Here is a 19,173-nt window from a genome sequence, read left to right as displayed (position 1 = left end):
CCGTCGGACCTCTGGGGCAGGATAAAAGCAGGGGTCCCCTTGGCGGGGACGCCTGCGCAGCTCCGGCTGTGGCCGACCGGAGCCGTGGGCGAGACCCGTGGGCGAGACCCGTGGGGAAGGTTGCGGTGGCGGGCACGGCGTGTCGGTCGGCGCTGGGCGTGAGAGCCGACCGGGCGGTGGTCGTTCAGGTCAACGTGGGGAAGTCGAACCCGCCGGCGCTGGTGTGGTTCGTCCCGACCCCGCGCACCACGTCGTACGCCACGGCCGCCGCGATGGCCAGCGAACGGACCGGGTCGGGCGTGCCCGGCCGGATGGTCAGCACGTCCCGCCGCACGCGCCGCCCGTCCCGCTTCACGATCGCGCCCGGGCTGAACGACGCCACCTCGTGCAGCAGGCACAGCCGCTGCCCGGCCGCGTCGAGCAGCCCGTAAGCGCCGTGCCCCTCGTGCCGCACGGAACCCGCCACCGCGCCGTTCGGCCACGTCACGCGGGTCGGCGGCTTGCCGGCGCCCTTGCGGATCAGCAGCAGCTGCCGCCCGCGGTCGGCCAGGACCAGGTCGAACGTCGTCCGGCCGGAGAACGCGGTGGCGCGCAACAGCTTCCGCAGCGGCCCGAGGAACCGGCGTTCCGAGACCGATGCGATCAGCGTCCCGCCGCCGTCGTAGACGTCGCTGCGGTACCTGGTGCCCAGCAGGTGGCGCAGCACGCCCCAGGGCTGCTCGATGATCAACGTGTCGGTGCCGGGAAGGGTCACGGTGTGCCAGCGTACGGCGCGGTATGACACTCTTGGCACCCGTGCGAACTGATGTGGTCCTGGACGCCGCGGCGAAGGCCGAGCTGGCGCGGTTGGTGAGCGAGTTGGCCGTGGTGCACGGCAAGGTGACGCTGTCCTCGGGCGCCGAGGCCGACTACTACATCGACCTGCGGCGGGCGACGCTGCACCACGCCGCGTCACCCCTGATCGGCAGGCTGCTCCGGCAGCTCACCGCCGACTGGGACTACGTGGCCGCGGGCGGGTTGACGTTGGGCGCCGACCCGGTGGCGTGCGCGATGATGCACGCCGCCGCGAACGCGGGCGAGGTGCTGGACGCGTTCGTCGTGCGCAAGGCGGCCAAGCAGCACGGCATGCAGCGCCGCATCGAGGGCATCGAGGTCGCCGGGCAGCGGGTGCTGGCGGTCGAGGACACCTCCACCACCGGCGGCAGCGTGCTGACCGCCGTCGAGGCCCTGCGCGAGCACGGCGCCACGGTGGTCGGCGTCGCGACGGTCGTCGACCGCGGCACGGGCGCGCGCGAGGTGATCGAGGAGGCCGGGCTGCCGTACCGGTACCTGCTGGACCTGGCCGACCTGGGCCTGGCCTGACATGGCCAGCGCCCTGGTCCTGCTGCTGGTGATCGTGGCGATCCTGGGCGTCGGGGTCGCGGTGGGGTTGGCGCGCCGGAAGCGGAACCCGTTCACGAACCAGCAGTTCGTGAACCAGTGGGAGCAGCAGATGCGGGCGCTGGAGGCGTCCCTGGGGTGGCGGTTCGTCGCCGAGGACCAGGGCTTCCAGGAACGCGTGCCGCAGATCGGGCGGATGCTGGAGGCCGACCGGAGCCGGGTGAAGTTCCAGCTCGTCGGCCACTGGCGCGGTGTGCCCGTGCTGGCCGTGGAGGTGGTGTTCCGCGCGGACAACGTGGTCACGTCGGAGTACCGCACCTACACGGTGGTGGTCGTGCCGCGCCCGATGCCGGGGCCGTGGGTGCTGATCAGCCCGCGCGAGGACAGCGTGTGGGGCCTGTTCGAGCAGTTCGTGGCGACGGGCGACCCGGTGTTCGACGGGCGGTACGAGGTGCGCCGCCGCAACCCCGCGTTCGCCTCGGCCCTGCTCGCGTCCGGTCTCACGCAGGGGTTGTTGCAGGACCCGAGGGCGAACGGGGTGGCGATCGCGTTCGACGAGCACAACCTCGCCGCCGCCGTGCCGGGACCACTGCTGCAAGCGCCGCTCGCCCACCTGACCGACCTGCTGCTGGACGTGGCGGGCCGGGTGCCGTGGCAGGCGCTGCCCCGGGGCTGAGGCCACGGCCGACAGGCGTGCCCACCGCGTGAAATCGAGCGGCACGTGATCGCTCGGCCGCCTACTCTGGCAGGCAGGGAGGTCGCTATGGTCGCGCGCGCATTGGCCGAACTCGTCATGGTGGTGCACTTCGCCGTCCTGGTCTTCCTCGTGGTCGGGGGGTTCCTGGCCTGGAGGTGGCCGCGGGTGCTGTACTTCCACCTGGCGATGGCGACCTGGGGCCTGCTGATCGTGCTGTTCCCGCTCGCCTGCCCCCTCACCTGGCTGGAGAACGAGCTCCGCGCCGCCGCCGGCCAGCCGAGACTCGTGAGCGGCTTCATCGACACCTACATCGACGGCGTCCTCTACCCGGACTCCGCGGCCCGACTGGTGCAGGTGCTCGTGGCGGTCGTCGTGCTGGCCTCGTGGACCGGCTACTACCTCAAACGCCGCGTCGAGCAGACCTCGCCGACGCAGACCGAGGCTTGTCGCTGAACCGGTCCGACCAGGTCTGCCGCGGCTTGACCGAATTCGAACGCGGGCAGCGTCGGCGCGTTCGACCACGGCCACCGGAAGCTCGACACGCCGTCAGGATCGGCCCGACTACGATCGCCCGCGTCTTTCGACTCCGGGGGTGACGTGGTCCAGCGAGTGGTCCTCGAAGGGTTTCACGCGGTCAAGCACGCGGTTCGGTTCGGGGGAGCCGTGGGGACCGTGGTGGTGCTCGACCGGGCCGACGCGGTCGGGTTGGCGAGGTCGCACGCGCCCGACCTCGTGGACGTCTTCGAGCGGGCCGAGGTGGTGGGGCGGGCCGAGTTCGAGCGGGTGATCGGGCGGTCGCACCCGACCGGGGTCGGGGCGGTGGCCGAACGGCCCGCGGTCGAGTGGGGGCAGGCGGGGCGGGGCGCGCCGCTGGTGCTGCTCGACAACCCGCGCAACCTGGGCAACTTCGGCGCGGTGATCCGGGTGGCGGCCGGGCTCGGGGCCGGCGGGGTCGCGTCGATCGGGGACGTCGACCCGTGGCACCCGAACGTCCTGCGCGGCAGCGCCGGGTTGCACTTCGCGCTGCCCGTCGGGCGGTTGGCCGGCGTCGAGGACGTCCGGGGCGCCGTGATCGCGTTCGACGCCGGCGGTCGGGACCTGCGGGACGCGCGGATCCCCGACGACGCCGTGCTGGCCTTCGGCTCGGAGCGGCACGGGTTGTCGCCCGAGGTGCGGGCGCGGGCCGACCTGGTGGTCTCGCTGCCCATGCGGCCGAAGGTGTCCAGCTACAACCTGACCACGAGCGTGGCCATGGGGCTCTACCACTGGGAACTGTTCCGGCGAGCTTCTTGAACGGTTCAGTAGGCAGGCTGGTGAGGTGACGTCACCACCGAAGCTCCTCGCCGCGCGCGCCGGTGTCGCCGAACGCGCGGTCGAGTCCCGGCACCTGCGTCGGGTCTGGGGAGTGCCGGGCACGGCCCTCGGCGCGGTCGCCTGGCCGCCCGACTGGTCGGGCCGGCTGCACCTCCGGTTCGGCTACTGGTGGCAGGCGCACCTGCTCGACTGCGTCCTCGACGCCCAGCTCCGCTCGCCGAAGGCCGCGCGGGTGGCGTTGGTGCAGCGGCTCGTGCGCGGCATCCGGGTGCGCAACCTGGTCGGCTGGACCAACGACTACTACGACGACGTGGCGTGGCTCGGCCTGGCGCTGCTGCGCGCCGAGCGGGAAGTCGGGATCGCCAGGCCGAAGGCCATCGCCACGATCGCCGACCGCCTCCGCTCCGGGTGGACCGACCACGGCGGCGGCGGCATCTGGTGGCGGCGCGACGACGACTTCAAGAACGTCCCGGCCAACGGCCCGGCGGCGATCCTGTTCGCCCGGCTCGGCGCGCGGGCCGACCTCGGCCGCGCCCGGTCCATCGTGGACTGGGTCGAGGACCACCTGGCGGACCCGGAGACCGGGCTGCTGTGGGACGGGCTGCACGTCCACCCCGACGGCACGGTCCGCGAGGTCGAGAAGAACCTCTACACCTACTGCCAGGGCGTGGTGCTCGGCGCGTGCGTGGAGCTGGGCGGCCGGTACCAGGACGAAGCGGCCCGGATCATCGACGCCGTGGACAAGCACCTGGCCACCGACGGGGTGCTGCGCGGTCACGGCGGCGGCGACGGCGGCCTCTTCAGCGGCATCCTCACCCGCTACCTGGCGCAGGCCGCGCTGAGGCTCGACCGGCCCGAGGCGGCCCGCGCGGCGGACCTCGTGTTCGACTCCGCGAACGCGGTGTGGGCTAACCGGACCGCGGTGGTGAGCGGGCCGCTGTTCGGCCCGGAGTGGTCGGAGCCCGCGGTCAAGGGCAGCGGCCCGGAGCGCGACCTGTCGGTCCAGCTCGGCGGGTGGATGGCGCTGGAGGCCGCCGCGCTGCTGGAACGCGACGGGATCACGCCGTCACGGAGCTGAACCGAGCCGAGTCGAGCTAAGCCGCGTCGAGCTGAACCGAGCCGTCAGTGGCAGCCGCACGACTGCCGGTGCCGCAGCACGGGCGGCAGCCGGATCGTCTCCGGGGCCCGGTCCGGGTCCTCGATGCGGGACAGCAGCAGCCGCACCGCCGTGCGCCCGATCTCCTCCACGGGCTGCGCCATCGCGGTCAGCGGCGGGTCGACCAGCTCGGCCCACTCCACCTCGTCGTAGGTCACCAGCGCCAGCTCCGAGCCGATCCGCACACCCCGCGCCCGGGCCGTGTGCAGCACGTCGATCAGCACCTGGTGGTCGTTCACCACCACGCCCGAGACCTGCCCCAGCAACGGGTCCAACGACGGCCGCACGAGGTCCTCGTCCCACGCCAGCCCCGCCCGGCCGAGGCCGAGCCGGTAGCCGAGCACCCGCTCGTCCGTGGTCGCGAGCCCGGGCGGGCCGGACACCAGCCCGATCCGCCGGTGGCCCAGCTCCGCCAAGTGCCGCACCAGCGTGGACGTGGCCTGCACGTTCTCCGGGCCGACCTGGTCGACGTCGTTGGCCACGGTCAGCCGGTCCACCAGCACCGTCGGCACGCCCAACCGGCGCAGCTCGGGCAGCGCGGCCGAGCCGGACGTCGGCGTGAGCAGCACCCCGTCCACCCGCCGCGAGCGCAGCATCCGCACCGCGGCCCGCTCGGACTCGGCGGTGTCCCGGGTGTCGATGAGCACCAGCGTGTAGCCCGCCCTGGTGGCCTCGCCCTCGATGGCCGCGATCAGCTCGGCGAAGTACGGGTGCGAGACCAGCGACACCGCGAGGCCGAGGGACTTCGTGCCGCCGGTGACGAGCGAGCGCGCGATGGCGTCGCCGGTGTAGCCGGTCTCCTCGACGGCCTTGAGCACCCGGTCCCTGGTCGCCGCGGCGACCGACCTGGTCTCGTTGATCACGTGTGAGACCGTGGTGATGGAGACGCCGGCGAGACTGGCGACCTCCCGCATGGTGACCATGGACTCGTCCCCGTTCGGGCTGGCGCAAGCGATTGCGTGGAGACTTTACCTGCTAGGAGGGCGTGCCGTGGCTTCGGTGCTGTGTGTCGGGCTGACGACCGTCGACGTGAGCCAGCGGGTGGCGGAGTTCCCCGTGCCCGGCCAGAAGGTGCAGTCGCTCGGCGTGCACCTGTCGCCCGGCGGACCGGCGGCGAACGCGGCGCGCGCGGTGGCCGCGCTGGGGCACCGGGCCGTGCTGCTGACCGCGCTGGGCGGCGAGCTCGGCGACTTCGCCCTGGCCCGGCTGCACCCGGTGGAGGTGCGCTCGGTCGGTACCGGTGGTCCGGCGCTGAGCATGGTCGCGGTGCGCGAGCGCGACGGCGAGCGGACCGTGATCTCGCGCAACGCGGCCGGGTTCGACACCGCCGGGTTCGACGCGGCCGGCGCCGTGGACCCGGCGCTGGTGGAGGCGTCGGACGTGGTGCTGGTGGACGGCCACCTCGGTCCGCTCGCGGTGCGGGCGGCCCGGCTCGCGCGCCGCGCCGGCGTGCCCGTGGTGCTGGACGCGGGCAGCTGGAAACCCGTGCTGGACGACCTGCTGCCGCTGGTGGACGTGGCCGCGTGCTCGGCCGCGTTCGAGCTGTCGGACGCCGAGGTGCACGCCAGGGGCGTGCCGCTGGTGATCCGCACGCACGGCCCGCGTCCCGTCACCTGGTCGCGTGGTGGTGCCACCGGCTCCCAACCGGTAGGAGTTGTCGAGGCGCGCGACACCAACGGCGCGGGCGACGTGTGGCACGGTGCCCTGGCGGTCGCGGTCGCCGAGGGCCTGGCGGTGCCCGACGCCGTCCGGTGGGCGAACGAGGTCGCCGCGGTGCGGGTGCGCCACACCGCGTGGGACTGGGTGGAGGAGCTGGGACGGTGGCGGGACAGCGGGTGAGGTTCGACGAGCTGGTCGACCGGGCGCGGCTGCTGGTGGACACCGGCGAGCGCAAGATCCTCGGCATCGGCGGCGCGCCGGGCTCGGGCAAGTCGACGTTGGCGCGCCGGCTGGTCGACGCGCTGGGCGAGGACGCCGCCCTGGTCGGCATGGACGGCTTCCACCTGGCGCAGCGCGAGCTGGACCGGCTCGGCATCGCCGACCGCAAGGGCGCGCCGGACACGTTCGACGTCCCCGGCTACGTCGACCTGCTCGGCCGGCTGAAGGCGTGCGGGCCCGACGTGGTGTACGCGCCGGAGTTCCGCCGCGAGATCGAGGAGCCGATCGCGTGCGCGGTCCCGGTCGACCCCGCCGTGCCGCTGGTCGTCACCGAGGGCAACTACCTGCTGATGCAGTACGACAAGTGGAAGCGCGTGCGGGTCGTGCTGGACGAGGCGTGGTTCCTGATGATCGACGAGGACCTGCGGGTGGCGCGGCTGATCGACCGGCACATCCGGTACGGACGGACGGCGGAGGACGCGCGCGAACGCGTGCTGCACGGCACCGACCACGTGAACGCGCTCATGGTGAACGCGTCCAAGTCCGCCGCCGACCTCGTGCTCGACGAGGTGCTGTGACCCGTCACGACGTCGTCGTGGGCACCTCTTCGTCCACCGGCTTCTTCATCTCCTGCCGGTACCGGAACAGGCCGTAGGCGGTGCCGAAGACGAAGAACGCGATGCTGACGACGACCGCCACCGTCTCCAGCCACGGCACGGCGGTCAGCAGGCCCGCGCCGTAGTAGCCGGCCAGCACCAGCGTGGGCACCCACGCGATGGCCCCGATGGTCGTGGCGAGCATGAACCGCTTCGGGTCCATCCGCGCCGCGCCGGCGATCATCGGCGCCAGCGTGCGCACCCAGGGGATCCACCGGGCCAGCACGATCGCCCAGAAGCCTCGTCGGTCGAGGAAGTCGCGGGCCTTGGCGAGGTTCTCCTTGTTGAGGACCTTGCCGCCGCGGCGGGCCAGCAGGCGGGTGCCGGTGTGCCGGCCGATGTAGTAGCCGATCTGGTTGCCGACGACGGCCACGGCGAGCGCGACCCCCGACAGCAGCCAGGCGGACAGCTCGCTGTCGTGCGACGCGAGCACCACACCGGCGGCGAACAGCAGCGAGTCGCCGGGCAGGAACAGGCCGAAGATGAAGGCGCACTCGAAGAAGATGAAGCTCAGCGTGATGAGCCACACGGCCAGCGGGCCTGCGGAATCGAGCTGAACGAATGCGACAGTCTCGGACGTTGCGGACAAGACCACGCCATGCAGCCTACGTGGGACCGCGGCCCGGCCTGGGCGACATGGGGATAACGCGTTGCCGAAGCCTCGGCGTCGTCACCGTTCGCACGGGTGCGAACACGGGCTGGAGTGATCACCGTCCCGGGGCTAGCGTGGACGGATGGAGGCCTTGCTCGCCGAACTCCGCTCCGCCGCGGGCGCCGACGCGGTGCTGACCGACGTCGACGTCACCGCGGCCTACCAGCGCGACATGATGCCGTTGGCGCCCTACGGGCAGCCGCTGGCGGTGGTGCTGCCGACGTCCGCGGCGCAGGTGCAGGCGGTCGTGCGGGCCTGCGCGGCGGCACGCACGCCGATCGTGCCGCGCGGCGCGGGCAGCGGGCTGTCCGGCGCGGCGAACGCCGTCGAGGGCTGCGTGGTGCTGGCGATGACGAAGATGAACGCGATCGTGGAGATCGACCCGGACAACCGGCTGGCCGTGGTCGAGCCGGGCGTGGTGAACCTCGACCTGCGCGGCGCGGTCGAGAAGCACGGGCTGTTCTACCCGCCCGACCCGTCCAGCTACGACTGGTGCACGATCGGCGGCAACCTGTCCACCAACGCGGGCGGGCTGTGCTGCGTGAAGTACGGCGTGACCACGGACTCCGTGCTCGGGCTGGACGTGGTGCTGGCCGACGGCGAGCTGCTGCGCACCGGCCGTCGGACCGTCAAGGGCGTGGCCGGGTACGACCTGACCAAGCTGTTCGTCGGCAGCGAGGGCACGCTCGGCGTGATCACCAGGGCGACCCTGGCGCTGCGGCCGCTGCCGCAGGCCCCGGCCACGCTGGTGGCCACGTTCGGCAGCACGGCGGCGGCGGGCGTGGCGGTGAGCCGCGTGGTGACCGAGGGCGTCGTGCCGTCGTTGATGGAGATCATGGACCGCACGTCCATCCGGGCCGTCGAGCAGCACCTCAAGACCGACCTGAACGCCGGCGCGGCGCTGCTGCTGTGCCAGTCCGACTCGGGCGGCGAGGCGGGGCGGCACGAGCTGGCCGCGATCGAGCAGGCGTGCGTCGCGGCGGGCGCGGAGCTCGTCTACGCCACCGACGACCGCAGCGAGGGCCGCGACCTGCTGACCGCGCGGCGGGCCGTGCTGACCGCGCTGGAGGTCTACGGCGCGTGGCTGACCGACGACGTGTGCGTGCCGCGGACGAAGATCGCGGACCTGATCGCCGGGTGCGAGCGGATCAGCGAGTCGGTGGGGCTGCGGATCGCCGTGGTCGGGCACGCGGGCGACGGCAACATGCACCCCACGATCGTCTACGACCCGGCGTCGGCGGACGAGTTCGCGCGGGCGCGGCGGGCGTTCGACGAGATCCTGGCCCTGGGGCTGGCGCTCGGCGGCACGATCACCGGCGAGCACGGCGTCGGCAAGATCAAGCGCGAGTGGCTGGCGCGCGAGATCGGGCCGGTCGGCCTGCGGGTCCACCGCGAGATCAAGCGCGCGCTGGACCCGGAGAACCTCTTCAACCCGGGCTCGATGTTCAGCGTGTGATGGCCGCTGCTCGGTGTGTGATGGCCGCTGCTCCGCAGACGGCGGCGCGGTCGCCTGGGAGACGACCGACGCGACCGCACGGGGCGGTGCTCAGTCGACGGGCCTGATGCGCTGCGTGTCGTCCACCCGGTCGATGACCTGGGTGATGTCGTCCGCCTCCTGCGCGATCAGGGACTTCTTCTCGCGCCGCGCCTTGACGACCTCGATGATGATCGGCACCACCGAGAGCAGCACGATCAGGATCAGCATCATCTCGAGGTTGTCGCGCACGAACTGGATCTGGCCGAGGAAGTAGCCGAGCACCGTCAGGCCCGCGGCCCACGCGACGCCGCCGATCAGGGAGTACGTGAAGTACTTGCGCGGGTCCATCCGGCCGACGCCCGCCATGGCGGTGATGAACGTGCGCACGATCGGCACGAACCGGGCCATCACGATCGCGCGGGCGCCGTACTTGTCGAAGAACTCGTGCGTCTTGTCGACGTACTCCTTCTTGAAGATCTTCGACTCGGGCTTGGCGAACAGCGCCGGTCCGGCCCGGTGGCCGATCCAGTAGCCGACCACGTTGCCCGCGAGCGCGCACACCGTCAGAAGCAGGCACACCAGCCACAGCGGGTACTCCAACACCCCCGACGCCACGAACAGGCCCGCGGTGAACAGCAGCGAGTCGCCGGGGAGGAAGAAGCCCACCAGCAGGCCGCACTCCGCGAAGATGATGAAGCACAGGCCGACCAGCATGTACGGCCCGAGCCCCTTGAGCAGGATCGCCGGGTCGAGCCAGTCCGGACCGAGGGCAACCGTGGAGGTGAGCGCGACAGTCACGGCGCCCACGGTACAGGCACTACCCGAGCGTCATGACCGCCACGACCGTGCCCGCGGCCAGCCCGAGCAGCACCGCCAGCAGCAGCACCCACCCCGCGCCCAACGCCGGGCGGGTCCGCCGCACGGGCAGGTGGAGGTGCGCGCCGGAGCTGGTGGCCTGTGCGCGCAAAGCGTCGGCCACCAGCTTCTCGTGGTCTTCGGGCACCGGCTCAGTCCTTCGTCTGACTACCTGCTCCCGCAGAGGCTACCCACGCCCCCCGGCTCATCACCTCGCGCGGCTTCAGCTCGGTGTCCAGCACCACGACGTCGGCCGCGAGACCGGCCCGCAGCTCACCCGTGCGGCCCTGGAGCCCGAGCAGCCGCGCGGGACGCGTCGAGGTGGCGTGCACGGCCTCCTCGATGGTCAGGCCGCACGACTGCACCGCGTTGCGGAACGCGGCGTCCATGGTCAGCGTGCTGCCCGCGAGGGACGCGCCACCGGCCAGCGTCGGCACGCCGTCCACCACCCGCACCTCCAGGCCGCCCACGTCGTAGACGCCGTCGCCCACGCCCGCCGCCGCGATGGCGTCGGTCACCAGCACGGTCCGGCCCACGCCCGCGTGCCGCGCGGCGAGGCGCACCGCCGTGGGGTGCAGGTGCACCAGGTCGCAGATCAGCTCGACGGTGACGCGCTCGTCGTCCAGCAGCGCGCCGATCGGGCCCGGCTCGCGGTGGTGCAGCGGGCGCATCCCGTTGAACAGGTGGGTGGCGACGGTCGCGCCCGCCTCGACGGCCGGCCGGATCTGCGCCTCGGTGGCGTCGGTGTGGCCGATCGCGGCCAGGACGTCGTTGGCGACGAGGTGGCGCACCGCGTCCACGCCGTGCTCCAGCTCGGGCGCGACGGTGATCATGCGGACCGCGCCGCCGCCCGCGTCGAGCAGCTCGTCGATCGAGGCGCGGTCCGGCGGGCGGAGGATCGCCGGGTCGTGCGCGCCGCAGCGCGCGGCGGACAGGAACGGGCCCTCCAGGTGGATGCCCGCGAGCACGTTGTCCCGCACCAGCTCGGTCAGCGCCTTGACCTGGTCGGCCAGCTCCGGGATCGGCCTGGACACCAGGCTCGCCAGCAGCGTGGTGGTGCCGTGCCTGCGGTGCGCGTTCGCCGCCTTGCTCACCCGGGCCGGGTCGGCGCTGGTGAACGCCTCACCGCCGCCACCGTGGCAGTGGATGTCGACGAAGCCCGGCACCAGCCAGCCGCCGTTCACGTCCGCGGTCGGGCCGTCCGGTGGCGCCCCCTCGCCGACGGCCGCGATCAGGCCGTCCCGCACCGCCACCCACCCCTGTTCGAGCACCCCGTCGGGCGTGACGACCCGACCACCGGTCAGGGTCACGTCCACGGGTCCACCCCACGTGCTCATCTGTCCTCCAGCATGTCGATGGCCAGCAGCGCGGCCCCGAGGCACCCGGCCTCGTCGCCCAACGCGGCCAACCGCAGTTCCGGGCGTCGCTGGAACGTGATCAGCTCGTCCAGTCGTCCGCCCAGCGGATCCGTCAGCTTCGGACCCGCCAGCGCCAGGCCGCCGCCGAGCACCACGGCTCGCGGACCCAGCAGCGCGGCTACCAGCAGGATGCCCTTCGCGAGCGCGTCGACGGCCTCGCGCCACACCACCGCCGCGTCGTCGTCGCCCTCCGTGAGCAGCCTCGCCACGTCCGCCGCGCCGCTGACGTGGCGGTTCGTGCGTTCGGTGTAGCGGCGGGCGATCGCGGCGCTGCTCGCCCGCGCCTCGACGCAACCCGTCTGGCCGCAGCCGCACGGGTCGCCGTGGCCGACGTCCACGTGCCCGACCTCGCCCGGCGCGGTGGAGATCCGGCCGTCCAGGACGAGGGCGGCGGCGATGCCCGTGCCGATCGGCATGATCACCGCGTCGGTCAGGTCGCGGGCGTTGCCCTGGCGCAGCTCGGCCAGGCCACCGGCCCGCACGTCGTGGCCGAACGCGGTGCGCAGCCCGGTCGCCGCCTCGATCCGGTCGCGGAACGGGTAGTCCGCCCAGTCGAGGTTGGCCGAGTAGACGCCGGTGCCGGTCGCCTCGTCCACGATGCCCGGCACGACCACGCCGACCGCGTCGACCGGGTGCTCGGCGCGCAGTTCGTCGACCAGCAGGGCCACGTCCTCGACCACGGCGTCACCGCCGTGCCTGGTCGCGCGCCGCTGCCGCCGCACCGCCACCACCCCGCCGGGACCGCCGCTGACCAGGGCAGCCTTCGTCCCGGTCCCGCCGACGTCGACGGCTATCACGTGCCTTGTGCGCGCCACGAGGACCGATACTGCGCCATCCGACCGCCATTGGTCTATACCAAGTGTCCGATTGGCCGACTCGGGTACGGCCGCGCACGTGCCGGAGCCCCAGCCGGGGGCCGGGCGCGAGTTGTCCACAGGCCGCGGTCGGCGGGGCGGTTTCGTCGGTGCGCGGTGGCAGGATCAAGAACAGGGATCCCCTGGGCGGGGACCCCTGCGGAGCGAGTCCTGGAGGGCGGTGGCCAGGGCGCTGACCACGATCGTCCGCCGGGGTGGTCCGGCCGCTCGAGGTCCCGGCGTCGTCGCCTGCCACCCGCTCGAGGTCCCGGCGTCGCCTGCCGCCCGCTTGATGATCCGATGCCGTGGGTGCGCCGGCAGGTCGCGGCAGTGACGGGGCTGGAACGCGGTGCCCGGCCGGAGCCGTGGTGCGGGCGGGGCGGCGGCGCCGTGCGGGCCGGTGGCTAGTTGCCGGCCATGATCTTCTGCAGGGCGTCCAGCGCGCGGCTCGCCGTGCTCTTCACGGTGCCCTTGCTGATGCCGGTGGCCTCGGCGATCTCGGCTTCCGAGAGGTCGCCGTAGTAGCGCAGCACGAGCACCTCGCGCTGCCTCGGCGGCAGCTGGGACAGCGCCCGCACGACCGCCTGGTGCTCGGCCGTGAGCATGGCGAGGCTCTCCGCCGAACGCGCGTTCGCCACGTGCGGCGGGGTGTAGTCGCGGGCGGTCTTGCGGCGGCGGAGCACGCTGCGCGAGCCGTTGACGACCGCCGTGCGCAGGTAGCCGACGGCGGCCTGCGCGTCCCGCAGGTTCTTCCAGTTCCGGTACAGGCCGGTGAACGCCTCCTGGACCACGTCCTCCGCCGTGGCGGGCTCGTCGACCAGCAGCAGCGCCAGCCGGACCAGCCGCATCCGGTGCTGGCGGTACAGGTCCTCCAGCGTCAGCGGGCCGGTCGGGGGCGGTGCCGCGCCGTCCTGGATCCGCAGGTTCGTCAGCGTGTCCTGCACACGCGCGATGCCGCCGCTGTTCCGATCGGGACCGACCACGGAAAAGACGTTACCTCCTCACGGGGTAGCTTCGGTGCGGCGCTGCACAACGGAGGTGGGCATTCGATGGCTCGGTTCGCGGTCGAGTTGGTGTTCGGCGACAACCAGGACGAGCGGCTGGCGGTCCGGCCCGCGCACCGCGACTACCTGGCGACGCTGGTCGAACGGGGTGTGCTGCTCGTGTCGGGCCCCTACGCCGACCAGTCCGGCGCCCTGCTGGTCTACGAGGTCGCCGACGAGGCGGAGCTGCGCGACGTCCTCGCCGCCGACCCGTACACGCCCGCCGGCGTCGTCAAGGAGACGCGCGTGCACGAGTGGCAGGCGTTGATGGGCGTCTGGCTCTAGCCCTTCTTCGCCGAGGCGGCGGCCGAGCCACCCGGTCCGACCAGGCCGGACAGGTCGTTCGCCGCCATCTCGCGGTCGGCGGCGGGCACCGACTTCCGCGCCTGCCGGTCGACCACCCGCGGGGTGAACGCGCGGAAGAGCTTCAGGCCGCCGACCCAGCCCGGCACGTGCACGGCCCTGGACCGCCGGGTGATCGCCCGCACCACGGCCTTGCCCACGTCCGACACCGGGTACTTCTTGCCCGCCAAGCCCGGCATCCCGCTGCGCATCGGGCCGAACACGGGGTGCTGGTCGGCGCTGTCGACCATGTCCGTGGCGATCCACGAGAAGTACGCCACCCCGACGTCCACGCCCAGGTGCCGCACCTCGGCGCGCAGGCTGTCCGCGAACGCCTCGCAGCCCGCCTTGGCGGCGGAGTAGGCCCCGTTGCCCGGGATGTGCACGATCGCCGCCAGCGACGACACGACGAGGCAGTAGCCGCGGCTCGCGACGAGGTGCGGCAGGCACGTCCGGACCGTGCGCCACACCCCGAGCAGGTTGACCTCGATGACCCGTTCGAAGGCCGCGGGGTCCATCGACCGGATGAAACCGGTGGCGGCGACGCCCGCGTTGGCGACGACCACGTCGATGCCGCCGTAGTGGTCGACCACGCCGGTCACCGCGGCCTCCAGCGCCGCCCGGTCGGTGACGTCGGCCTCCCACGCCCGGCCGCCGCACTCCTCGGCCACCTGCCGCAGCTGGTCGCCCTCCAGCCCGACCAGGGCGAGCTTCGCGCCCTTCGCGGCCAACCGCCGCGCCACCTCCGCGCCGATGCCCCTCGCCGCGCCAGTGATCAGGACAACCTTGCCCGCAACGTCCACGGTGACCTCCTCAGCCCGTCCAGCCAGGGAGGCCACCGTAACGCAACTTACCGCCAGTAAGCTACTGGGGAGTTAAACGGAACTGGCCGCGGTCAGGGCCGCCACCTCGTCCGCCGCCAGCTCCAGTTCCAGGGCCGGGAGCAGGGCGGCGAGCTGGTCGGCGGTGCGGGCGGACGCGATGGGCGCGGCGACCGTCGGCTGCTCCGCCAGCCACGTCAGGGCGACCGCCGCCTGGGTGGTGCCGTGACCGGCCGCGATCTCGTCCAGCGCCGCGAGGACCCGCAGGCCGCGCTCGTCCAGGTACTTCGACGCGGCGGCGGCCCGCGCGCTCTCCACCTCGACGCCCGGCCGGTACTTGCCGGTCAGGAAGCCCTTCGCCAGCCCCCAGTACGGCGCGGACGCGAGCCCGTGGTCGGCCACCGCGCGGGACAGCTCGCCCTCGTAGGAGCGGTCCACGAGGTTGTACGCCTGCTGGAGCGCGACGAACCGGGCGAAGCCCTCGCGCTCGGACACGGCGAGCGCCGACGTGAGCCGCTCGGCGGTGTAGTTGGACGCGGCGACGTGCCGGACCTTGCCCGCGCGGACCAGCCGGTCGAACGCCGCCAGCGTCTCCTCCTGCGGCGTGTCGAGGTCGTCCTTGTGCGCGTAGTACAGGTCGATGTGGTCCACGCCGAGGCGGCGCAGGGAGTCCTCGGCGGCGCGCTCGATCGTGCCGGCCTTGAGGTCGTCCAGGCCGGGGAGCATGCCGACCTTGGTCGCGACGACGACCGAGTCCCGGTTGCCGCGGCTGCGCAGCCACCTGCCGATGATCGTCTCCGACTCGCCGCCGACGTGGCCCTCGGCCCACGCCGAGTACGAGTCGGCGGTGTCCACGAAGTTGCCGCCGGCCCGCGCGAAGGCGTCCAGCACGGCGAACGAGGCGTCCTCGTCGGCGGTCCAGCCGAACACGTTGCCACCCAGGCACAGGCGCGACACGTCGAGGTCGCTGGTTCCGAGTTTCGTCATGTCGCGAACCTAAACGCGCTGGTCCGATCGCGCCGAACGGCGAAGCCAGGACTAAATGGTGGCGCGGCGCGGTTGGCAGTCGTCAGAACCTAGTTCGCGGGGAGACGAAATGACGGTCGAGTTGGGCAGGTACGGCGTGTGGGACCGGGCCGCGCGCTGGGTGGGCCGCGGCGAGGACGCCGCGGAGCTGGAGGGGCTCGGGTTCGGCGCGCTCTGGCTGGGCGGGTCGCCCGACGGCAGCGTCATGACCACGGTCTCCGAGCTCCTGGAGGCCACCGAGAAGATCACCGTGGCGACCGCCGTGATGAACGTCTGGACGACACCGGCCGGCGAGGTCAACGACGGCTACCGGGCGCTGGCGTGGACCGACCGGTTCCTGGTCGGCATCGGCGCCGGGCACGGCGACCTCGTGGGTGAGGTGCATCACAGCCCCTACCAGAAGCTGATCCACTACCTGGACGAGCTGGACGTGCCGCGCGACCGACTGGCGCTGGCCGCGCTGGGCCCGCGACTGCTCCGGCTCGCCGCCGCCCGGACGAGCGTCGCGCACCCCTACCTGGTGACGCCCGACTACACGGCGAGAGCGCGCGAGACCGTCGGCGAGGGCGTGCTGCTCGCCCCCGAGCAGCACGTGGTGCTCGAAGCAGATCCCGCACGGGCCCGTGACCTGGGGCGGGAGGCGTTGGCCGAGTACCTGGGCAGGCCGAACCACGTCCGGAACTGGCTGCGGCACGGCTTCACCGAGGACGACCTCGCCGGCGGCGGCAGCGACCGGCTGGTGGACGCCCTGGTCGCGTGGGGCCCGGTCGAACGGGTCGCGCGGCGCCTGCGCGAGCACCACGACGCGGGCGCCGACCACGTGGCGGTCCAGGTGGTCGGCGCCCCCGACGCCCAGCAGGCGTTGCGCGACGTCGCCGCCGCGCTGGAGGACTAGTTCTCGGAGACCTCCACGCCCTTCCAGAACGCGACGTGGTCCTTGATGTTCGCCGCGGCCTCGCTGGGCGTCGGGTAGAACCACGCCGCGTCGGCGTTGTCCTGGCCCTTCACGTGCAGCGTGTAGTAGCTCGCGGTGCCCTTCCAGGGACAGACCGACGTGGTGTCCGACGGCCTGAGGTACTGGGCGTGCACCGACTCCAGGGGGAAGTAGTGGTTCCCCTCCACCATCTCGGTCTTGTCACTCTCGGCGATGATCTCGCCGTTCCACCGTGCGATCGCCATGACACCACTATGCCGTTGATCATCTTCGCTTGCCGGCCCGTGCCCGTAGGATGCTGCCGACACCGCGTTCCGGGCACCCGAGGAGGACCCACAGATGCCCATCGCAACCCCCGAGGTCTACGCCGAGATGCTCGACCGCGCGAAGGCGAACGAGTTCGCCTACCCCGCGATCAACGTCACCTCGTCCGAGACCCTCAACGCGGCCCTGCGAGGTTTCGCGGAAGCCGAGAGCGACGGGATCATCCAGGTCTCGACCGGTGGTGCCGAGTTCGCCTCGGGCACCAAGGTCAAGGACATGGTGACCGGCGCGGTTGCGCTGGCGGAGTTCGCGCACGTGGTCGCCGAGAAGTACCCGGTGAACATCGCGCTGCACACCGACCACTGCCCGAAGGACAAGCTCGACGGCTACGTGCGGCCGCTCGTCGCGATCAGCCAGGAGCGGGTGGACCGCGGGCTCAACCCGCTGTTCCAGTCGCACATGTGGGACGGCTCGGCCGTGCCGCTCGACGAGAACCTGAAGATCGCCTCCGAGCTGCTCGACCTCACCGCCAAGGCGAAGATCATCCTCGAGATCGAGGTGGGCGTCGTCGGCGGCGAGGAGGACGGCGTCGTCGCCGAGATCAACGAGAAGCTCTACACCACCCCTGAGGACTACCTGAAGACGGTGGACTCCCTCGGCGCCGGTGAGAAGGGCCGCTACCTGGTCGCGGCGACGTTCGGCAACGTGCACGGCGTGTACAAGCCGGGCAACGTGAAGCTGCGCCCGGAGATCCTCAAGCAGGGCCAGGACGTGGTGGCCGAGAAGCTGGGCCTGCCGGCCGGCTCCAAGCCGTTCGACCTGGTCTTCCACGGCGGCTCCGGCTCGCTGCTGGAGGAGATCCACGAGGCGCTGACGTACGGCGTGATCAAGATGAACATCGACACGGACACGCAGTACGCGTTCACCCGGCCGATCGTCGGCCACATGTTCGCCAACTACGACGGCGTGCTCAAGGTGGACGGGGAGGTCGGCAACAAGAAGGCCTACGACCCGCGGTCCTACCTCAAGGCCGCCGAGCAGGGCATGGCCGCCCGCATCGCCCAGGCGTGCGAGCACCTGAAGTCCTCCGGCCGCATGATCGCCGGCTGAGACGTCCCGCACGGCGAACGGCCCCCTCCCGGTTCCGGGAGGGGGCCGTTCCGCGTGTGCGGACTACTCGCGGTTCACGCGGCAGACGGCGGCGTCCACCAGCTCCGCCTGCGCCGCCGCCGCGTCCGGTGCGGCGAGGGCGAAGGTGGTCGTCATCAGCACGGTGACGGTGCGGTCGCCGGTGACGTCGGCGTAGTTGTGGCTGCGGTAGCCCGGGAAGCCGCCCGAGTGGCCCCAGACCGTCCCGCAGGACGTCTTGACCTCCATGAGGCCCAGGCCGTAGCCGTTCGCGCCGGCGCCGCCCTGGGGCACCGCGTCGCGCATCTCCGCGAGCAGGTGCCGGGGGACCAGCCGGCCGGACATGAGGGCGGTGAGGAAGCGGCGCCAGTCCTCCGCCGTGGACACCAGGCCGCCCGCGGCCCAGGCGGGGCTGAGGTCCATCCCGGTCACGTTGACGTGCTCGTGGTGCCGCGGGCCGGCGAAGCCGTCGCCGACGGGCATGCCGGGCGGGAGCAGCGGGCCGAGGTGCGCCACGTCGGGCTCGTACCCGTGGGCGTGCCGGCCGCGCAACCCGATCCCGTCGGCCAAGTAGGTGTCGTCCATCCCGAGCGGCCGGAGGATCCGCCGCTCGACCAGCTCGGCGTACGGCCGGCCGGTCGCGGCCTCCAGCACCATGCCGACCAGCGTGTAGTTGGTGTTGCTGTAGTCCCACCGCTCGCCGGGCGCGAACAGCGGCGGGTGCGACACGGCCACGGCGACCAGTTCGGCGGGCGTCCAGGCCCTCGGCCGCTGCCCCGTGAGCAGGCCTTGCAGGCGCAGGTCCTCCAGGTAGTCGAACAGGCCGCTGGTCTGGTTGAGCAGCATCCTCAGCGTGATCGCCGAGCCGTTCGGCACCACGCCCGGCAGCCACCGCTCGACCGGGTCGTCCAGGCCGATCCGCCGTTCGGCGACGAGTTGCAGGACCAGGGTCGCGGACACCGTCTTGGTGTTGGACGCCATCTTGAACCCGTCGTCGGACCGGAGCCGGTGGTCCGCGAGGGTCCAGCGGGCCTGCCGGACGACCTCCACCGGCCGGCCGCGCCCGTCGTCCACCCGGACGACGACACCGGGGACACCCGCCGCCAGGGCCTGGTCGACCGCGCTGGTCAGCCGGTTCGGCGCGGTGGCGGTCGCGAGGCCCGCGGTGGTCGCGGTCAGGGACAGGACCAGCGCCCCGGCCACGGCGGCGCGGAGAAGTCGGCGCATGAGAGTTCCCCCCAAGGATTTCGGGTCGTACCCGGTGTCCGGGTCGTGCCC

At 72.8% G+C, this 19,173-nt stretch carries 23 protein-coding genes; 11 read left to right on the top strand and 12 right to left on the bottom strand.

The window, feature by feature from the left end:
• Nucleotides 1–184: 184 nt before the first annotated feature.
• A complete protein-coding gene (locus ACQPYE_RS39710; protein WP_498718237.1) occupies nt 185–754 on the bottom strand; it encodes a hypothetical protein in 570 nt (189 codons plus the stop codon).
• Nucleotides 755–807: 53 nt separating this feature from the next.
• Here ACQPYE_RS39710 and pyrE point away from each other — a divergent pair, with 53 nt between their 5' ends.
• The 5 genes from pyrE (at nt 808) to ACQPYE_RS39685 (ending at nt 4,469) form a co-directional block, all read left to right on the top strand.
• A complete protein-coding gene (pyrE, locus tag ACQPYE_RS39705; protein WP_498723081.1) occupies nt 808–1,362 on the top strand; it encodes an orotate phosphoribosyltransferase in 555 nt (184 codons plus the stop codon).
• A 1-nt stretch (nt 1,363) separates the two neighbouring features.
• Nucleotides 1,364–2,056, top strand: coding sequence for a hypothetical protein (locus tag ACQPYE_RS39700; RefSeq protein ID WP_498718236.1), 693 nt, complete (start codon nt 1,364–1,366; stop codon nt 2,054–2,056).
• Nucleotides 2,057–2,143: 87 nt separating this feature from the next.
• On the top strand, nt 2,144–2,530 hold the full coding sequence (locus ACQPYE_RS39695; RefSeq protein ID WP_498718235.1) for a DUF2784 domain-containing protein: 387 nt from the start codon (nt 2,144–2,146) through the stop codon (nt 2,528–2,530).
• 210 nt (nt 2,531–2,740) lie between these two features.
• Complete coding sequence (locus ACQPYE_RS39690) at nt 2,741–3,370, top strand: TrmH family RNA methyltransferase (RefSeq protein WP_498718234.1); 630 nt, start codon at nt 2,741–2,743, stop codon at nt 3,368–3,370.
• A 25-nt stretch (nt 3,371–3,395) separates the two neighbouring features.
• Entirely contained in the window at nt 3,396–4,469 is a 1,074-nt protein-coding gene (locus tag ACQPYE_RS39685) for a glycoside hydrolase family 76 protein (RefSeq protein ID WP_498718233.1), read from the top strand.
• A gap of 44 nt (nt 4,470–4,513) precedes the next feature.
• Here ACQPYE_RS39685 and ACQPYE_RS39680 read toward each other — a convergent pair whose 3' ends face one another.
• On the bottom strand, nt 4,514–5,470 hold the full coding sequence (locus tag ACQPYE_RS39680; protein ID WP_498718232.1) for a LacI family DNA-binding transcriptional regulator: 957 nt from the start codon (nt 5,468–5,470) through the stop codon (nt 4,514–4,516).
• Between the two features lie 76 nt (nt 5,471–5,546).
• Here ACQPYE_RS39680 and ACQPYE_RS39675 point away from each other — a divergent pair, with 76 nt between their 5' ends.
• Both ACQPYE_RS39675 and ACQPYE_RS39670 read left to right on the top strand, forming a co-directional pair.
• The gene (locus ACQPYE_RS39675; protein WP_498723080.1) at nt 5,547–6,386 is read left to right on the top strand and encodes a PfkB family carbohydrate kinase; all 840 of its coding nucleotides are present in this window, start codon (nt 5,547–5,549) and stop codon (nt 6,384–6,386) included.
• Entirely contained in the window at nt 6,368–7,003 is a 636-nt protein-coding gene (locus ACQPYE_RS39670; protein WP_498718231.1) for a nucleoside/nucleotide kinase family protein, read from the top strand. The genes ACQPYE_RS39675 and ACQPYE_RS39670 overlap by 19 nt, the downstream gene beginning before the upstream one ends.
• Nucleotides 7,004–7,007: 4 nt before the next feature.
• On the opposite strand, the gene ACQPYE_RS39665 is transcribed toward ACQPYE_RS39670, so the two are convergent.
• Nucleotides 7,008–7,676: a DedA family protein gene (locus tag ACQPYE_RS39665; protein ID WP_498718230.1), complete on the bottom strand. Its 669-nt coding sequence runs from the start codon at nt 7,674–7,676 to the stop codon at nt 7,008–7,010.
• Between the two features lie 139 nt (nt 7,677–7,815).
• Between ACQPYE_RS39665 and ACQPYE_RS39660 the strand changes: the two genes are divergently transcribed.
• Entirely contained in the window at nt 7,816–9,189 is a 1,374-nt protein-coding gene (locus ACQPYE_RS39660) for an FAD-binding oxidoreductase (protein WP_498718229.1), read from the top strand.
• 90 nt (nt 9,190–9,279) lie between these two features.
• Here ACQPYE_RS39660 and ACQPYE_RS39655 read toward each other — a convergent pair whose 3' ends face one another.
• The 5 genes from ACQPYE_RS39655 to ACQPYE_RS39635 form a co-directional block, all read right to left on the bottom strand.
• Entirely contained in the window at nt 9,280–10,017 is a 738-nt protein-coding gene (locus ACQPYE_RS39655) for a DedA family protein (RefSeq protein WP_498718228.1), read from the bottom strand.
• 10 nt (nt 10,018–10,027) lie between these two features.
• A complete protein-coding gene (locus ACQPYE_RS39650; protein ID WP_498718227.1) occupies nt 10,028–10,213 on the bottom strand; it encodes a hypothetical protein in 186 nt (61 codons plus the stop codon).
• Between the two features lie 4 nt (nt 10,214–10,217).
• The gene (gene nagA, locus ACQPYE_RS39645; RefSeq protein ID WP_498718226.1) at nt 10,218–11,402 is read right to left on the bottom strand and encodes an N-acetylglucosamine-6-phosphate deacetylase; all 1,185 of its coding nucleotides are present in this window, start codon (nt 11,400–11,402) and stop codon (nt 10,218–10,220) included.
• Complete coding sequence (locus tag ACQPYE_RS39640) at nt 11,399–12,298, bottom strand: ROK family protein (RefSeq protein WP_498718225.1); 900 nt, start codon at nt 12,296–12,298, stop codon at nt 11,399–11,401. The genes nagA and ACQPYE_RS39640 overlap by 4 nt, the downstream gene beginning before the upstream one ends.
• A 443-nt stretch (nt 12,299–12,741) precedes the next feature.
• On the bottom strand, nt 12,742–13,320 hold the full coding sequence (locus ACQPYE_RS39635) for a SigE family RNA polymerase sigma factor (RefSeq protein ID WP_498718223.1): 579 nt from the start codon (nt 13,318–13,320) through the stop codon (nt 12,742–12,744).
• Between the two features lie 66 nt (nt 13,321–13,386).
• On the opposite strand from ACQPYE_RS39635, the gene ACQPYE_RS39630 reads away from it, so the two are divergent.
• Complete coding sequence (locus ACQPYE_RS39630) at nt 13,387–13,665, top strand: YciI family protein (RefSeq protein WP_498718222.1); 279 nt, start codon at nt 13,387–13,389, stop codon at nt 13,663–13,665.
• On the opposite strand, the gene ACQPYE_RS39625 is transcribed toward ACQPYE_RS39630, so the two are convergent.
• Both ACQPYE_RS39625 and ACQPYE_RS39620 read right to left on the bottom strand, forming a co-directional pair.
• A complete protein-coding gene (locus tag ACQPYE_RS39625; protein ID WP_498718221.1) occupies nt 13,662–14,525 on the bottom strand; it encodes a short-chain dehydrogenase/reductase in 864 nt (287 codons plus the stop codon). The two genes, ACQPYE_RS39630 and ACQPYE_RS39625, sit on opposite strands and share 4 nt — an antisense overlap.
• Nucleotides 14,526–14,597: 72 nt before the next feature.
• Nucleotides 14,598–15,530, bottom strand: a complete 933-nt coding sequence (locus ACQPYE_RS39620) for an aldo/keto reductase (protein WP_498718219.1) — start codon at nt 15,528–15,530, stop codon at nt 14,598–14,600.
• A 109-nt stretch (nt 15,531–15,639) separates the two neighbouring features.
• Here ACQPYE_RS39620 and ACQPYE_RS39615 point away from each other — a divergent pair, with 109 nt between their 5' ends.
• Nucleotides 15,640–16,464: a TIGR03620 family F420-dependent LLM class oxidoreductase gene (locus ACQPYE_RS39615; RefSeq protein ID WP_498718218.1), complete on the top strand. Its 825-nt coding sequence runs from the start codon at nt 15,640–15,642 to the stop codon at nt 16,462–16,464.
• Here the strand turns inward: ACQPYE_RS39615 and ACQPYE_RS39610 are convergent.
• Entirely contained in the window at nt 16,461–16,748 is a 288-nt protein-coding gene (locus ACQPYE_RS39610) for a DUF427 domain-containing protein (RefSeq protein ID WP_123744985.1), read from the bottom strand. The genes ACQPYE_RS39615 and ACQPYE_RS39610 overlap by 4 nt on opposite strands.
• A 94-nt stretch (nt 16,749–16,842) precedes the next feature.
• Between ACQPYE_RS39610 and fbaA the strand changes: the two genes are divergently transcribed.
• Entirely contained in the window at nt 16,843–17,877 is a 1,035-nt protein-coding gene (gene fbaA / locus ACQPYE_RS39605) for a class II fructose-bisphosphate aldolase (protein ID WP_498718217.1), read from the top strand.
• A gap of 63 nt (nt 17,878–17,940) precedes the next feature.
• Here fbaA and ACQPYE_RS39600 read toward each other — a convergent pair whose 3' ends face one another.
• Nucleotides 17,941–19,122 (bottom strand): serine hydrolase domain-containing protein, encoded by a 1,182-nt coding sequence (locus tag ACQPYE_RS39600; RefSeq protein ID WP_498718216.1) that lies wholly within the window; start codon nt 19,120–19,122, stop codon nt 17,941–17,943.
• Nucleotides 19,123–19,173: the final 51 nt, after the last annotated feature.

Origin of the sequence: Actinosynnema sp. CA-299493, from assembly GCF_050946825.1 — a bacterium.
GTDB lineage: Bacteria > Actinomycetota > Actinomycetes > Mycobacteriales > Pseudonocardiaceae > Actinosynnema.
The sequence above is the reverse complement of the archived record's forward strand: the minus strand, read 5'-3'. Positions and strand labels throughout refer to the sequence as shown.